The sequence below is a fragment of the Stenotrophomonas pavanii genome, assembly GCF_900101175.1.
GTDB classification, from domain to species: domain Bacteria; phylum Pseudomonadota; class Gammaproteobacteria; order Xanthomonadales; family Xanthomonadaceae; genus Stenotrophomonas; species Stenotrophomonas pavanii.
Genome location: NZ_FNFQ01000010.1, coordinates 101,624 through 116,814, shown reverse-complemented (window position 1 = coordinate 116,814; position 15,191 = coordinate 101,624). Strand labels below are relative to the sequence as shown.

Here is a 15,191-nt window from a genome sequence, read left to right as displayed (position 1 = left end):
GCGGCCGATACGTTGCCGGCCGCCTTGAATGGTGAAGGCCGTGCGAACGGCCCGCTGTACCTTAGCCAAAGCTGAAGCCAACGCACAAGCGCAATCGCAACAATGAACGGCGATAATGAGCAGTATTTTTCCGAACTGCCCCCATTCATGAGCCAGACCGTCGAAACCCTTGCCGCGCTTGACGATCGCCTGCGCGGCCTGCTCCGGGACTACGCGCGCCGCGAACCCGCCCACGACGCCCTGGCTGCCGAATTCGGCACATTGCTGGATCATCCGCAGGATCCGTTCCGGCGTGAGCGGCTGGCCGGCCACTTCACCGCCAGCTGCTGGCTGGTCAGCGCCGACGGCCAGCGCCTGCTGCTGACCCACCATCGCAAGCTGCAGCGCTGGCTGCAGCTGGGCGGCCACGCCGACGGTGAGCGCGACCTGGCCCGGGTGGCGCTGAAGGAGGCCGAGGAGGAGTCCGGCCTGAGCGGGCTGGTACTGGAAGACCCGGCCATTTTCGATCTGGACAAGCACTGGATTCCCGAGCGCAAGGACGTGCCGGGGCACTGGCACTACGACGTGCGTTTCGTGATCCGGGCGCTTGGTGGCGAGGCATTCGTGCTCAGCGAGGAATCGCTGGACCTGGCCTGGCGGCCGGTAACCGAGGTCGCGGCCGACCCGGCGTCGGATGAATCCATGCAGCGCATGGCGCGCCGCTGGCTGGCACGTTGATGCTCTCGGACGGCTGTGCCGCGTTTGTTGCGGCTCATGCCTGTGGCGAGGCGAAGCAGGATGCTGCCCTTGCGATGATCAAGGCTGCATTGCCAGTCATCACATCCATCGACTGGGAGCGCGTGCCATCGCGCCTGGAGGTCCCCGGGGTGGGGCGGGAGCGGCTGGCGCAGGAGTTGAGCGCCATTGCAGATGCTGTTGGCTTGCCAAGCGAGGCTGCGTTGACGGTTGTCCAGGTGGATGGGGCGGTACCTTCGCTGGGCAGCCGCCTGCAGGACTGGCTGGTTCATGCCGAGGAGCTGGATTTCGTCGATACGCTGTTCCTGTCGATGGAAGACAGGGTTCTGATCCATTGGGACTTTTACAAGAACCTCCACGCCGTAAGGTTCTGAGGTTTTCCATCCACGCATGGCGTGGATCTACTGCGGGATAGCGCGAAACGCCAGTAGATCCACGCCATGCGTGGATGGTGCGACGCCGGAAGCAATCCGCCGGGGCATGCCCGGCGACGCCTTGCTCAATACAGGATGCGCGTCCGCAGCGTGCCCGGAATCGCGGCCAGTTCGTCGCGGACGGCGGCGGCCTGCGCCTCGCTGGCGGTGATGTCGATCACCACGTAGCCCACCTTCGGGTCGGTGCGCAGGAACTGGCCGTCGATGTTGACGTTGTGGCGCGAGAAGATCTCGTTGACCCTGGACAGCACGCCCGGCACGTTCTGGTGGATGTGCAGCAGGCGCAGGCTGTCCTCGTGTTCGGGCAGGGTCACTTCCGGGAAGTTGACCGCCGACAGCGTGCTGCCGTTGTCGCTGTAGCGCACCAGCTTGGCCGCCACTTCCACGCCGATGTTGTCCTGCGCTTCCAGCGTGCTGCCGCCCACGTGCGGGGTCAGGATCACGTTGTCGTGGCGGGTCAGCGGCGACTCGAAGATATCGCCGTTGCCCTTCGGTTCGACCGGGAACACGTCCAGCGCGGCACCGCCGACGTGGCCGCTGGCCAGCGCTGCGTCCAACGCGTCGATGTCGACCACGGTGCCGCGCGCGGCGTTGATCAGGTGCGCGCCCTTGCGCATCTTCGCCAGCTCGGTGCTGCCGATCATCCACTGCGTGGCCGGGGTCTCCGGCACGTGCAGGGTGACGATGTCGGCGCGGGCCAGCAGGTCGTCCAGGCTCGCCGCGGCACGCGCATTGCCCAGCGCCAGCTTGGTTTCCACGTCGTGGAAGATCACCTGCATGCCCAGCGATTCGGCCAGCACGCCGACCTGGGTGCCGATGTGGCCATAGCCGATGATGCCCAGGGTCTTGCCACGCACCTCATGGCTGCCGCTGGCCGATTTCGACCAGCCGCCGCGATGGCACTCGGCGTTCTTCTGCGGAATGCCACGGGTCAGCATGATCGCCTCGGCGATCACCAGCTCGGCCACGCTGCGGGTGTTGGAGTAGGGCGCATTGAACACCGGGATGCCGGCCAGCTCGGCCGCGTCCAGGTCGACCTGGTTGGTGCCGATGCAGAAGCAGCCCACCGCGATCAGGCGCTTGGCCTCGGCCAGCACCTCGGCGCTGAGCTGGGTGCGCGAACGGATGCCGACAATGTGCGCCTCGGCGATGCGCGCCTTCAGTTCGTCCTCGGGCAGTGCCTTGGTGTGCGCCTCGATCTGGCTGTAGCCGGCGGCGCTGAACACCTCCACGGCGGTCTGGCTGACCCCCTCCAGCAACAGCACGCGGATATCCTGCTTGGGGAACGAGGTCTTCTTCGGCGACATGGGGCAACACGGCCAGTGGGACAGGGGCTGACCACTATGCCAGATCGCAACGCCCATGGTGCAGTGCGCAATTGGTTGCATCCGTAGCTATCTGTACGGCTGCGGGGCTGGACGCTAGCGCGTGCCGCTGGCACGCTTGCCCGTTCTTCACGCACCGCGCTGGACCGTCATGACCGATTCCCGCATTGCCTCGCTGCAGCAGGCCTGTCCCGGCCTGAAGCTGAAGACCGACCCGGCCGACCTGGAGCATTACGGGCGTGACTGGACCCGGCGCTGGACGCCGGCGCCGCTGGCGATCGCACTGCCGGCCACGGTCGAGGAAGTGCAGGCGGTGATGCGCTGGAGCGCGGGCGAGGGCGTGGCCGTGGTGCCGTCCGGTGGCCGTACCGGCCTTTCCGGTGGCGCGGTGGCGGCCAATGGCGAGCTGGTGCTCAGCCTGGAGCGGATGAACAAGGCGCTGGCCTACGACGCGGTCGATCGCACCCTGGTGGTGCAGGCCGGCATGCCGCTGGAGGCCGTGCACAACGCCGCGCTGGACCACGGCCTGATCTACCCGGTGGATTTCGCCGCGCGCGGGTCGTGCACGATCGGCGGCAACATCGCCACCAATGCCGGCGGCATCCGCGTGATCCGCTACGGCAATACCCGCGAGTGGATCGCCGGGCTGAAGGTGGTTACCGCCAGCGGCGAACTGCTGGAGCTCAACAAGGGCCTGATCAAGAACTCCAGCGGCTATGACTTCCGCCAGCTGCTGATCGGTTCGGAAGGCACGCTGGGCGTGATCGTCGAAGCGACGGTGAAGCTGACCGATCCGCCGCCGGCCAGCAACGTGATGCTGCTGGCGCTGCCCAGCTTCGAAGTGCTGATGCAGGTATTCGCCGCGTTCCGCGCGCGGCTGCAGCTGCAGGCCTTCGAATTCTTTACCGACCGGGCGCTGGAGCACGTGCTGGCGCATGGCGCCCAGGCACCGTTCGACGAGGTGCATCCGTACTACGTAGTCACCGAGTTCGCCGCCAACGACGAAGCGCAGGAAGCGGCGGCGATGGCGGCCTTCGAGGACTGCATGGGCAACGGCTGGGTCAGCGACGGGGTGATCAGTGCCAGCGACGCCCAGGCCGCCCAGCTGTGGCGCCTGCGCGAAGGCATCACCGAATCGCTGGCGCGCTACAAACCTTACAAGAATGATGTCTCGGTGCGGATCTCGGCGATGCCGGCGTTCCTGGCTGAGACCCAAGCACTGATCGGGCAGGCCTACCCGCACTTCGACGTGGTCTGGTTCGGCCATATTGGCGACGGTAACCTGCACATCAACGTGCTCAAGCCCGACGACACCAGCGACGCCGATTTCGTCGCGCAGTGCGAGCAGGTGACCAAGCTGCTGGCGCAGGTACTGGCGCGCTTCGATGGCAGCATCTCGGCCGAGCACGGCATCGGCCTGGTCAAGAAGGGCTACCTGGACAGTACCCGCGGCCCGGCCGAGATCGCGCTGATGAAGGCAGTCAAACGCGCGTTCGATCCCCAAGCGCGGCTGAATCCCGGCAAGCTGTTTGACGCCTGAACCGGGCAAATCCTTCACGCACCCGTTACGCTCCACGCATCCTCACAACCGGCCTCGAACCGATGACCCGTCCGATCCTGCTGCTCGCCCTGCTGTCCCTGCCGCTGGCCGGCTTTGCTTCCAGCTTCGCCGGCACCTCGGCCGGTTCGGCGACCGGTGCCTCTTCCGGTTCCTCGGGCAGCAGCTCGGGCGACGACAAGGTGGTGCTGGCGGCACGCGACGACGCCGCTGCCTTCGTCGCCAGCGACGGCCAGATCCGAGGCGCCCGCCTGCAGGCCGCACTGGCCCACCTGCGTGAGCAGAGCGCCGCCGCGCAGCAGCAGAGCGACCTGGAACTGGCCCGCTCACTGCTGGCGCGTTGATCCGGCCTTCGGGTAGTGCCGGCCGCTGGCCGGCAACTGCATGACATCTGTACGGAACGCCGCCACGCATGGCGTGGCTCTACTGCTGGTCGCCCACGTCGCGCACGCAGCTGATCGCCTGCAGCTGGACCCGGCAGGGTTGAGCCCTGCCCAACGGCAGGTGGCGTCGCAGACGCTCGCCGATGTGCAGTCACTGCTGCCCGAGGGCCTGCTGCGCGCATTGCCGGCGCAGGTCCAGGTGCGCTGGAGCGATGAGCTGCCGGTCGATGTACATGGCCGTGCCTTCGGCGGGCGCATCGCGCTGCGCCGCGACCTGCTGGACGAGGCGGTGCCGGGTGCGCGGCGCGCGCGACGCAGCGCGCTGGTGCATGAGCTGACCCACGTTGCCGACCGCGGCGGCGCGAACTGGTCGCGCAGTGCGCGCTGGCGTGATCTGGCCGGTTGGCAGCGCAAGCCCTGGCACCTCGGTCGTGGCGACAACGATTTCCGTGACCGCAGCCCCGATGCCTATGAACTGAAGGACCCCGCCGAATACCTGGCGGTGAACGCCGAGCACTTCGTGCTCGACAGCGCGTTCGCCTGCCGGCGCCCGGCGCTGGCGCAGTGGTACCAGGCCCACTTCGGAGCGCCGCCATCGCTGCCGCAACCGCAGTGTGCCGCAGCGTTGCCGTTGCTGCAGGCCGGATCGGAAGAGGGCGCGGCATCGCTGCTGCAGCTCGATCCGGCCCGCGTCTATGCCGTGGACTACCTGTTCGCCGAAGGCAGTGCGCAGCCGATGAGCCGTTGGGGCCACAGCATGCTGCGGCTGGTGATCTGCAAACCGGGCCGCGTGCCGGGACCGGACTGCCGCCTGGACCTGGAGCACCACCGCGTGCTGTCCTTCCGCGCCTTCGTCGGCGACGTGCAGATATCCAACTGGCGCGGCCTCACTGGTGGCTACCCGTCGCGCCTGTTCGTGCTGCCGCTGCAGCAGGTGGTGGACGAATACACCAAGGTTGAATTGCGCGGGCTGCAGTCGCTGCCGTTGCGGCTGCACCGCGAGGAGATCGCCAGCCTTCTGGAGCGGACCGCCCAGGTGCACTGGAGCTATGACGGGCGCTATTACTTCGTCAGCAACAACTGCGCAGTGGAAACCGCAAAGCTGCTGCAGGCCGGTGTGCCACGGCTGGGCGAGGCCGGGCTGGCCCAGCTGAGCCCGCGTGGCCTGAAACGGCGACTGGCACGGCTGGATGCGCTCGATGAGCGCGTGCTGGCCGATCGCAGCGCAGCACAGGCGCAGGGGTATTACTTCGCTTCGGCGCGCGACCACTACCAGCAGTTGTTCGCAGCGGCGGCGGCGCAGCTGGCCTTGCCCGCCCGTGATGTGCACGGCTGGCTGAAGCTGCCGGCACGGCAGCGCGCGCCGTGGCTGCTGCAGGGTGACCTGCGCGCCAGCGCCGGCCTGCTGCTGCTGGAACAGGCTGCGCAGCGGCGCGCCGAGCTGCGCGCGCGCGACGTGCTCAAGCGGCAGCTGATGGCGGCGCCGGACAGCGCAGAAACCCGCAGCCTGCGCGCGTTGCTGGAGCAGGGCGGGCAATGGCTGCGCCCGGGTACGCTGCTGCAGGATGGCGGCTACGGGTTGCCGCTGGCCGACGAGCAGGCACTGCTGTCCACGGCCGTGGCCACGGCCAGCGCACAGGCCGTACCGGCATGGCAGGCCTTGCGTTCGCGGCTGCGCCAGCAACTGCCGGTGCGGCAACGCGAGGAAATGGATGCGATCGACGCGAACCTGGCCGCGCTCGGTGCACGGCTGCGGGCACAGGCCGCGGCTCCGGCTACTGGCGCGGCAGTTCGATGACGAAGCGACTGCCGCCGGCGCTGCCCGGCGTGCAGTAGGCTTGGCCACCGTGCGCATCGGCAATGGCCTTGACCACCGCCAGGCCCAGCCCGCTGCCACCGCCCTGGCGTGAGCGCGAGCCGTCGGCGCGCGTGAACGGCGTGAAGATGTCCGCGTGCAGTGCCGGATCGATGCCCGGGCCCTCATCCTCGATTGCCACCTGCACGTGGCCCGGCGTGTCATGCACGGCGATGCGCACCTTGCCCGGGCTGGCATAGCGGCGCGCGTTCTCCAGCAATGCCAGCAACGCCTGGCGCAGGCGCGTGGGATCACAGTGCGCGTTGTGCTCCTCACGGCTGGTTTCCAGTTCGAGCACGAAACCGGCGGCGCGGAACTGCGGGTCGACCAACGTCATCACCGAGTGCACCTCGGCCACCACGTCGGTGCGCGCGCGGCGTACATCCAGCCGTGCGTTGTCGGACAGGCTCAGCACGCGCAGGTCCTCGATCAGGCGCGACAGTCCTTCGACCTGCGCGAGCAGGCTGCGGAACTGCGACTCGTCCGGCTGGAACACACCCTCGGCCAGCCCCTGCAGGCGACCACGCAGGATCGTCACCGGCGTGCGCAGCTCATGGGCAATGGCCGCGTGCCACATCGCGCGCTCGCTCTCCATGTGCTGCAGGCGGCGCGCCATTGCGTTGAAATCCTCGACCAGGGTGGCCACTTCGCCGGGGGAATTCTCCTCGGCGCTGGCACGTGCGCCGAGGTCGCCGCCGGCAAGCGCGCGCACGCTGTCCACCACCGAATTCAACGGCGACAGGATGCGATGGGCCAGGCGGAATGAAGCAGCGAGGGCCAGCGCCAGTCCGGTCAGGATCACGCCGACCATCCATGCCAGCTCTGGCCCGGTCGGCAGCCAGCTTTCGGGCTCTTCGGTGCTGCCGGGGAAGAATTCGACCAGCACCGCATACAGCAGCCACGACGACAGGATCATCATCACGATGACGCCGATCACCATCAGCGACATCGACACGATGATGTGGCGGCTGAGCCCGGAGCGGCGCAGGCGGGCCATCAGCGGTCGGCCATCAGACGGTAGCCGACGCCGCGCACGCTGGCCGGCACGTTGACCATGCCCACTTCGTCGAGCTTGCGGCGCAGCTTGCTGACATGGCTGTCGACGGTGCGCTCCAGCGCTTCACTTTCCGGCAGGCATTCATGCATCAGTTCGCTGCGGCTGAAGATGCGCGTGGGCGCCAGCGCCATGCAGTGCAGCAGCTTGAACTCGGTGAGGGTGAGCAGTACTTCATGGCTGTAGCCTTCGCCCTCGACGTGCACGGCATGGGTGGCCGAATCGATCAGCAGTGGGCCGACCCGCAGCGCAGTGGGTGCATCCACCCGCGAGGCCCGCAACGTCCGCCTGAGCACGGCGCGCACGCGCGCGGCCACCTCGGCCGGGTTGAACGGCTTGACCACGTAGTCGTCGGCGCCCATCCGCAGCGCGGTCAGCTTGTCCAGGTCCTGGTCCAATGCGGTCAGCATGATCACCGGCGTCTCGCCACGCTGGCGCAGCTGGGTCAGTACGCTCCAGCCATCCAGGCGCGGCAGCTGCACATCGAGCAGGACCAGGTCGGGGCGGGCGCTGCGATGCAGGTCCAGTGCGCTGTGGCCATCGGCGGCACGCAGGGTGCGCAGGCCTTCGCGTTCCAGGTAGGCAGTAAGGATGTCGGCGATCTCGACCTCATCCTCGACAATCAGGACGAGGGCGGCGAGGGCGGGTGAGGCATGCATGCAGGGCGGGGCCGTAAGGTGCTTGCCTCCATCGTATCTCCACACTTCCTCCATCGAAACCCCATCATCGCCACGCACACTGCGCGCTTCAGAACCTATCCGCCGCCTGCGCGGCATTGTGCACAGCAATGAGAACCTTCAGGACTCCGGTCGCGTTGATCGCGGCCCTTGCCTTGGCCATGACGGCCTGCTCCTCCCCCGAAGCCACCCCGGAACCGGCGCCGCGTGTCAGCGTGGTGAGCGTGGGTCCGCAGGTGGTGCAGCGCGATGACGAACTGCCCGGCCGCGTGGCGGCGGTGCGCACCGCACAGATCCGAGCCCAGGTGGGCGGCATCGTGCAGCGGCGCCTGTTCGAACAGGGCGCGGAAGTCAGTGCCGGCCAGGCCCTGTTCCAGATCGACCCGGCAGCGTTCCGTGCCGATGTCGATTCGGCATTGGCCGCGCTGCAGCGCACTGAGGCCGCGCTGGCCCGCAGCCGCGTTCAGTCGCAGCGCCTGCATGCATTGGCCGCCGCGCAGGCGGTCAGCCAGCAGCATCGCGACGACGCCAGCGCCGAGTACGAACAGGCCCGCGCCGCCGTGAACGAAGCACGCGCAATCCTGGCGCGTCGCCAGCTCGACCTGCGCCATGCGACGGTCAGCGCACCGATTGCCGGTCGCATCGACCAGGCGCTGGTGACCGAAGGCGCACTGGTCGATGTCGCCGATCCGGAGCCGATGGCGGTGGTGCAGCAGATCGACCAGGTCTACGTCGATGTGCGGCAGCCCGCCGCGCAGCTGGAATCGCTGCAGCGCAGTGCGGGCGATGCCGGCGAACTGCCGGTGACGATCATCGGCGCCGCTGGCAAACCCCTGCCCGAGCGCGGCACGCTGCTGTTTTCCGGCGTCAACGTCGATGCGCGAACGGGAGACGTGATCCTCCGCATCGTGGTCGACAACCCACGCCGCCAGCTGCTGCCTGGCATGTACGTGCGCGCGAGGGTGCCACGCGGCGCGCCGGCCAGTGCCCTGACCGTGCCGCAGCAGGCGGTCCTGCGCAGCGCCGGTGGCCAGGCCTATGCGTGGGTGATCGGCGGCGACGGCAAGGCGGTGATCCGCACGCTGGAGGTGGACGGCAGCGTCGACCGCCAATGGCTGGTGCGCTCTGGCCTGAAGGCGGGCGAGAAAGTGGTGGTCGAGGGCCAGGAACGCCTGCAGGAAGGCGTGGTGGTCGATGCACGCGACTGGCACAGGCCAGTCGCCAGCGCCGGTGCCGTGCAGGCCGGCAGCCAGGGCTGAGCCTTTCCCGGGCCGGTCCCTCCAGGGAAATCCAACATGGCACGTTTTTTCATCGATCGCCCGGTGTTCGCCTGGGTGCTGGCGATCTTCATCATCCTGGCCGGCGTACTGTCGATCCCTCGGCTGGCGGTGGAGCGCTATCCGGCCGTTGCGCCGCCCAGCGTCAGCATCTACGCCAGCTATCCGGGCGCCAGCCCGCAGACGCTGAACGACGCCGTGGTCGGCCTGATCGAGCGCGAGCTGTCCAGCGTCAAGCATCTGCTGTACTTCGAATCGTCGGTGGATACCTCCGGTGAAGCGTCGATCACGGCCACCTTCAAGCCGGGGACCGACCCGGAGCTGGCGCAGGTGGACGTGCAGAACCGGATCAAGGCGATCGAGCCACGCCTGCCACGCAGCGTGCGCCAGAACGGCCTGTTCGTGGAGGCCGCCGATTCCGGCTTCCTCATGCTGGTCGGCCTGCGCTCGCCGGATGCCAGCGTCAGCGAGGCAGCGCTCGGCGACTTCATGGCCCGCAACATCATCGAGGAGCTGCGCCGCATCGATGGCGTCGGCCGTGTGCAGCTGTTCGGCGCCGAACAGGCGATGCGCGTGTGGCTGGACCCGGCCCGGTTGACCGGTTACGGCCTGACCATCACTGACGTGGCCACGGCCATCGAGCAGCAGAACCTGGAGATCTCACCCGGGCGCATCGGCGATTCGCCGGGTGTGCCGGGCCAGCGCATCACCGTGCCGTTGAGCGCCGATGGCCAGCTGTCCACGCCGGAGCAGTTCGCCGCCATCGTGCTGCGCGCCGGGGCCGACGGCTCGCGGGTACTGCTGGGCGATGTCGCCCGCGTCGAGCTGGGCGCGCAGAGCTACGCCTGGGGTACCCGCGAGGACGGTCACCCGGCCACCGCCGCCGGCGTGCAGCTGCGCCCGGGCGCGAATGCGGTGCGCACGGCCGCGGCGGTGCGCGAGCGGATGGCCGAGCTGGCACCGCTGCTGCCGCGCGGGGTGGAGTCGAGCATTCCGTTCGATACCGCACCCTTCGTGAAGATCTCGATCCAGAAGGTGGTGCAGACCCTGCTGGAGGCGATGCTGCTGGTGTTCGCGGTGATGTACCTGTTCCTGCAGAACTGGCGCTACACGCTGATTCCAGCGCTGGTGGCACCGATCGCACTGCTGGGGACCTTCGCGGTGATGCTGGCCCTGGGCTTCTCGATCAACGTGCTGACCATGTTCGGCATGGTGCTGGCGATCGGCATCATCGTCGATGATGCGATCGTCGTGGTCGAAGGCGTGGAACGGATCATGGCCGAGGAGAGCCTGCCCCCGCGCGAGGCCACCCTCAAGGCGATGCGCGAGCTGACCGGTGCGGTGATCGGCATCACCCTGGTGCTGACCGCGGTGTTCATCCCGATGGCGCTGGCCAGCGGCTCGGTGGGCGCGATCTACCGCCAGTTCACCGTGGCGATGGCGGTGTCGATCCTGTTCTCGGCGCTGCTGGCGTTGAGCCTGACCCCGGCGCTGTGCGCGACGCTGCTGCGCCCGAGCACCCATGGCCATCATGGCCGCGGCGGGTTGTTCGGTGCCTTCAATCGCGGCTTCGAGCGGATGACCGGGCGTTACCAGCGTGGTGTTGCATCGGTGCTGCAGCGGAGCGGGCGGGTGATGGGCGTGTTCGCGGCGCTGGTCGTGGCGCTACTGCTGGGCCTGCACTGGCTGCCGGGCGCGTTCCTGCCGGAGGAGGACCAGGGTTATTTCATGACCTCGATCCAGCTGCCGGCCGAGGCGACGGCCGAACGCACCTTGGCGGTGGTCGAAGCCTACGAACGCCATGTGGCCTCGCGGCCGGGCATCGGCTCCAACCAGGCGATCCTCGGCTACAGCTTCTCCGGTTCCGGCCCGAGCGCAGCGCTGACCTATACGATGCTGAAGGACTGGGGTGAGCGTGCAGGGGCCACCGCGGCCGGCGAAGTGGAGGCCGCGCAGAAGGCGATGGCGGCGGTTGCCGAGGGCGAGGTGATGAGCGTGATGCCGCCCGCCATCGACAGCCTGGGCCGATCGTCCGGCTTCTCGCTGGCCCTGCAGGCGCGCACCGGGCAGAGCCAGGCCGAACTGCGCGCAGCCCTGCAGCAGCTGTTGAAGCTGGCCGAGGCCAGTCCGCTGCTGTCGGAGGTGCATGCCGACGGCCTGCCGGCCGGCACCAGCGTGCGGCTGGACATCGATCGGGCCAAGGCCGAGGCGATGGGGGTGGGCTTCGAGCACATCAGCAGCACGCTGTCGGCGGCGATGGGCTCGCAGTACGTCAACGATTTCCCCAACAAGGGCCGCTTGCAGCAGGTGATCCTGCAGGCCGATGCACCCCACCGGATGGAACTGGAGGATGTGCTGAAGCTGTACGTGCGCAACAGCGAAGGCGGCATGGTGGCGCTGTCCGAGCTGGTCACCCCGCACTGGACCGAGGCGCCGCTGCAGCTGCAGCGCTATCTCGGCTTCCCGGCGTTGAATCTGTCCGGCGCACCGGCCTCGGGCGTATCGACCGGCCAGGCCATGGCGGAGATGGAGCGGTTGGCGCAGAAGCTGCCGTCCGGTTTTGCCCTGCAGTGGACCAGCCAGTCGCTGCAGGAGCGCGAATCGGGACAGCAGGCACCGTGGTTGTTGCTGCTGTCGATGCTGGTGGTGTTCCTGGTGCTGGCGGCACTGTACGAGAGCTGGTCGATCCCGCTGGCGGTGATGCTGGTGGTGCCACTGGGCCTGCTCGGTGCGGTTGCTGCGGTGCTGTTGCGTGGCATGCCCAACGACGTGTTCTTCAAGGTCGGCATGATCACCGTGATCGGGCTGTCGGCGAAGAACGCGATCCTCATCGTCGAGTTCGCGCGCCAGCTGCAGCAGCAGGGTCGCGGCCTGGTGGAAGCAGCGCTGGAGGCGGCGCGGCTGCGCCTGCGGCCGATCGTGATGACCTCGCTGGCGTTCGCGCTGGGCGTGGTGCCGCTGATGCTGGCGCAGGGCGCGTCGAAGGAAACCCAGCAGGCGATTGGAACCGGTGTGTTCGGCGGCATGGTCAGTGCGACCGTGCTGGCGGTGTTCTTCGTGCCGGTCTTCTATGTAGTGGTGCAGCGCGCGCGGCAGTGGATCGCGCAGCGGCTGCGCAGGCGCCGGCCGATGCCGGAAGGAACCGTGGATGGAACGCAACAGCGTTGAAGATCTGCACGAGCCCCAGTTGATGGCGCTGGAGCAGCGCCTGTGCACGGCACTGCTGGAGAATGATCACGATGCGCTGGCCACGCTGCTATCGCCAGCCCTGTTCATGATGGATGGCCACGGTGGCCGGATGCGCGACCTGCCGTGGCTGGGAGCGTGGCATGCCGGAGGCCTGCAGGTGCGGAGCCTGCGCCTGCACGCGGTGGAAACGCTGCTGTGTGGCCGCCTGGCGTTGCTGTCCGGCGATGTGCACGGGGTGGTGCATTGGCAGGGCCGGGAGCGCGAGTTGAAACTGCGCCTGCTGCGGGTGTGGACCTGCAGTTCCGGAGACAGCGGCGCCCGGTTGTTGTCGATGGCGGTGTTGGCCGCGTGAGTGCGGTCAGGCCGCTTTCAGGCCCTGCTCACCGCAAGGTGGTAGGGTCGAGCGTCTCTGTAGTTTCGACAAGGAGTCGAGCCATGCGTGTAGTTCCCAGTCTGTTGGCGGCCTCCCTCGGCTTGGTGCTGGCCGCGTGCCAGCCGGCTCAGGCACCCGCCGCCGCCAATGACACCCCGCCTGCCACGCCGCAGCCGGATCCCGGCGCCAAGGGCGGCGGCAGCGAGACCGCCTATCAATGCGGTGACCTGGGCGTGCGCGCGACCTTCAATGGCGAGGATGCGGCGACCGTGGTGATCGGCGACCGTACCTTCGCCATGACCTCCGAGCGCGCGGCGTCCGGCGCCAAGTATGGCGATGGCCAGGGCAACAGCTTCTGGACCCGGGGCAGCGATGAAGGACTGTTGAGCCTGAAGGGCGAGACGGACCGCGAGTGCCATGCGGTCGAAGCGACCGAAGGTGATGGCAGCGCGGGCACGGCCGCGTTCCGCGCCACGGGCAACGAGCCGGGCTGGTTGGCGGTCGTCGATGGCGACGCGCCGGGCCTGCAGGTGGAAGTCGATTATGGCGAGCGCCGCTTCGACGTCGCCCAGCCCACCCAGGGTGCTGACGGATGGAGCGGCAAAGCATCCGATGGCACCGACGTCAAGCTCAGCTTCCAGCGCACCACCTGCCAGGACGACATGAGCGGCGAGGCGTTCGAGGCCAAGGTGAATCTGACCATCGGCACCCGCCAGTACCACGGCTGCGGCAACTTCGGTACACAGCAGCCGTAAGCTTCCTGTGGAGCCGAGCCCGCGCTCGGCTCTACACGGCTGCTGCGTCCGATGCGCTGCCCGCTGCCTGCGGTGAACTTGCCGCAGGCAGGGACAGGCTGCCGATCAGCGAAAGCGCTTAGTCGGCGCGGCCGGCGAATTCGCCGGTGGCGGTGTTCACCAGCACGCGTTCACCATTGACGATGTACTCCGGCACCATGATCTCGATGCCGGTGTTGAGCTTGGCCGGCTTCGGGCGCTTGGTCGCGGTGCCGCCCTTCAGTTCCGGCGGGGTCTCGATCACTTCCAGCACCACCGAGGCCGGCAGCTGGATCGCCACCGGCTGCTCGTCGATCACCTGCACGTAGATGCCGGTCAGGCCGTCGGTGATGTAGCCGGCGTCATCGCCGATCACGTCCGCGTCCAGGGTGTAGGGGGTGTAGTCCTCGTCATCGAGGAACACGAAGGCATCGCCGTCCTTGTACGAATAGGTGGACTGGCGGCGCAGCAGTTCGACCTCGACCAGGTTGTCGTCGGCATCGAAGCTGGCATCGAGCTTGTTGCCGCCCGGCACGCTGTACATGATGAAGCGGAAGCGGACGTTGCCGCCGCGACCCTGCGGCGAGCTGCGCTCGATGTCGCGGATCTGGTACACGCCGTTGTTGTACTCGACGACGTTGCCCTTCTTGATGTCGTTGGCTTTCATGGTGATCTAGGTCGTTGGGGGAGGGCGCCGTCCCGGCGCCCGGGGGGAATCACTTCGGAGCGAGGCGGGTGGCGCCGTCCAGGCGGATGGTCTCGCCGTTGAGGTAGGTGTTGCCGAGGATGAAGCCGACCAGGCTGGCGAAGTCTTCCGGCTTGCCCAGCCGCGACGGGAACGGGATCGAGGCGGCCAGCGACTGCTGCACGGTTTCGGGCATGCCATCGACCATCGGCGTCCAGAACACGCCCGGGGCGATGGTGTTGACGCGGATGCCGAAGCGCGACAGCTCGCGCGCCATCGGCAGCGTCATCGACACCACGCCGCCCTTGCTGGCCGCATACGCGGCCTGGCCGATCTGGCCTTCATAGGCGGCGATGCTGGCGGTGTTGATGATCACGCCGCGCTCGCCGTCTTCGCCGGCGTCGTTGTGCTGCATGCGGTTGGCCGCGGCCTTGGCCACGTTGAAGCTGCCGACCAGGTTGACCATCACCGTGCCCTGGAAAGCGGCCAGCAGCATCGGGCCTTCCTTGCCCAGCACGCGGCCAGCGCCGAGGATGCCGGCACAGTTCATCGCCACGTTCAGGCCGCCGAGGAAATCGTGGGCCTGGTCGATGGCCGCAGCCACGGCCGACTCATCGCTGACGTTGACGTTGAAATAGCGGGCCTTGTCGGCACCCAGTGCGGTGACGGCGGCAGCGCCCTTGTCATCGTTGAGGTCGAACAGGGCCACCTTGCCGCCCTGGGCGACGAGGTGCTGGGCCACGGCCAGGCCGAGGCCGGAGACGCCGCCAGTGATCACGGCACGTACGGAAGACAGCTGCATTGAACGGTCCTGCAGGTTCGAGAACCGCCGATTCTAACGGAAGCGGCGACCGCCGCCGTTGTGCACTGCGC

14 protein-coding genes are annotated in these 15,191 nt (G+C 68.1%); 9 read left to right on the top strand and 5 right to left on the bottom strand.

Translation table 11 applies throughout. The annotated features are described in order from the left end of the window. Window positions 1–102: 102 nt before the first annotated feature. Together BLS66_RS16325 and BLS66_RS16320 are read left to right on the top strand one after the other, a co-directional pair. The gene (locus tag BLS66_RS16325) at window positions 103–717 is read left to right on the top strand and encodes an NUDIX hydrolase (protein WP_083348179.1); all 615 of its coding nucleotides are present in this window, start codon (window positions 103–105) and stop codon (window positions 715–717) included. After that, window positions 717–1,109, top strand: coding sequence for a hypothetical protein (locus BLS66_RS16320; RefSeq protein ID WP_074726327.1), 393 nt, complete (start codon window positions 717–719; stop codon window positions 1,107–1,109). The genes BLS66_RS16325 and BLS66_RS16320 overlap by 1 nt, the downstream gene beginning before the upstream one ends. A 125-nt stretch (window positions 1,110–1,234) precedes the next feature. Here BLS66_RS16320 and serA read toward each other — a convergent pair whose 3' ends face one another. Then, window positions 1,235–2,476: a phosphoglycerate dehydrogenase gene (gene serA / locus BLS66_RS16315; RefSeq protein WP_005416356.1), complete on the bottom strand. Its 1,242-nt coding sequence runs from the start codon at window positions 2,474–2,476 to the stop codon at window positions 1,235–1,237. Window positions 2,477–2,645: 169 nt separating this feature from the next. Here serA and BLS66_RS16310 point away from each other — a divergent pair, with 169 nt between their 5' ends. The 3 genes from BLS66_RS16310 (at window position 2,646) to BLS66_RS16300 (ending at window position 6,233) form a co-directional block, all read left to right on the top strand. Then, window positions 2,646–4,034 carry an FAD-binding oxidoreductase gene (locus tag BLS66_RS16310; RefSeq protein ID WP_074726326.1) on the top strand — a complete coding sequence of 463 codons (1,389 nt, stop codon included), beginning with the start codon at window positions 2,646–2,648 and terminating at the stop codon, window positions 4,032–4,034. Between the two features lie 62 nt (window positions 4,035–4,096). Then, a complete protein-coding gene (locus BLS66_RS16305) occupies window positions 4,097–4,396 on the top strand; it encodes a DUF2388 domain-containing protein (RefSeq protein WP_049468701.1) in 300 nt (99 codons plus the stop codon). 40 nt (window positions 4,397–4,436) lie between these two features. Continuing rightward, complete coding sequence (locus BLS66_RS16300) at window positions 4,437–6,233, top strand: DUF7844 domain-containing protein (protein ID WP_074726325.1); 1,797 nt, start codon at window positions 4,437–4,439, stop codon at window positions 6,231–6,233. Here the strand turns inward: BLS66_RS16300 and BLS66_RS16295 are convergent. Next, the gene (locus BLS66_RS16295) at window positions 6,211–7,287 is read right to left on the bottom strand and encodes an ATP-binding protein (protein WP_049468697.1); all 1,077 of its coding nucleotides are present in this window, start codon (window positions 7,285–7,287) and stop codon (window positions 6,211–6,213) included. The genes BLS66_RS16300 and BLS66_RS16295 overlap by 23 nt on opposite strands. After that, window positions 7,287–8,003: a response regulator gene (locus BLS66_RS16290; protein WP_049468695.1), complete on the bottom strand. Its 717-nt coding sequence runs from the start codon at window positions 8,001–8,003 to the stop codon at window positions 7,287–7,289. Before BLS66_RS16290 ends, BLS66_RS16295 begins: the two co-directional genes overlap by 1 nt. A gap of 128 nt (window positions 8,004–8,131) precedes the next feature. On the opposite strand from BLS66_RS16290, the gene BLS66_RS16285 reads away from it, so the two are divergent. The 4 genes from BLS66_RS16285 to BLS66_RS16270 all read left to right on the top strand — a co-directional run bounded on the left by BLS66_RS16285 (window position 8,132) and on the right by BLS66_RS16270 (window position 13,615). Then, complete coding sequence (locus tag BLS66_RS16285; protein ID WP_057495090.1) at window positions 8,132–9,280, top strand: efflux RND transporter periplasmic adaptor subunit; 1,149 nt, start codon at window positions 8,132–8,134, stop codon at window positions 9,278–9,280. Between the two features lie 36 nt (window positions 9,281–9,316). Further along, complete coding sequence (locus BLS66_RS16280) at window positions 9,317–12,466, top strand: multidrug efflux RND transporter permease subunit (protein WP_057495091.1); 3,150 nt, start codon at window positions 9,317–9,319, stop codon at window positions 12,464–12,466. Further along, window positions 12,447–12,839: a nuclear transport factor 2 family protein gene (locus tag BLS66_RS16275; RefSeq protein ID WP_057495092.1), complete on the top strand. Its 393-nt coding sequence runs from the start codon at window positions 12,447–12,449 to the stop codon at window positions 12,837–12,839. Before BLS66_RS16280 ends, BLS66_RS16275 begins: the two co-directional genes overlap by 20 nt. A gap of 83 nt (window positions 12,840–12,922) precedes the next feature. Then, window positions 12,923–13,615: a COG3650 family protein gene (locus BLS66_RS16270; protein WP_057495093.1), complete on the top strand. Its 693-nt coding sequence runs from the start codon at window positions 12,923–12,925 to the stop codon at window positions 13,613–13,615. Window positions 13,616–13,733: 118 nt separating this feature from the next. On the opposite strand, the gene yeiP is transcribed toward BLS66_RS16270, so the two are convergent. Both yeiP and BLS66_RS16260 read right to left on the bottom strand, forming a co-directional pair. Continuing rightward, window positions 13,734–14,300: an elongation factor P-like protein YeiP gene (yeiP, locus tag BLS66_RS16265; RefSeq protein ID WP_005409468.1), complete on the bottom strand. Its 567-nt coding sequence runs from the start codon at window positions 14,298–14,300 to the stop codon at window positions 13,734–13,736. A 49-nt stretch (window positions 14,301–14,349) separates the two neighbouring features. Then, entirely contained in the window at window positions 14,350–15,120 is a 771-nt protein-coding gene (locus tag BLS66_RS16260; protein ID WP_074726324.1) for an SDR family NAD(P)-dependent oxidoreductase, read from the bottom strand. Window positions 15,121–15,191: the final 71 nt, after the last annotated feature.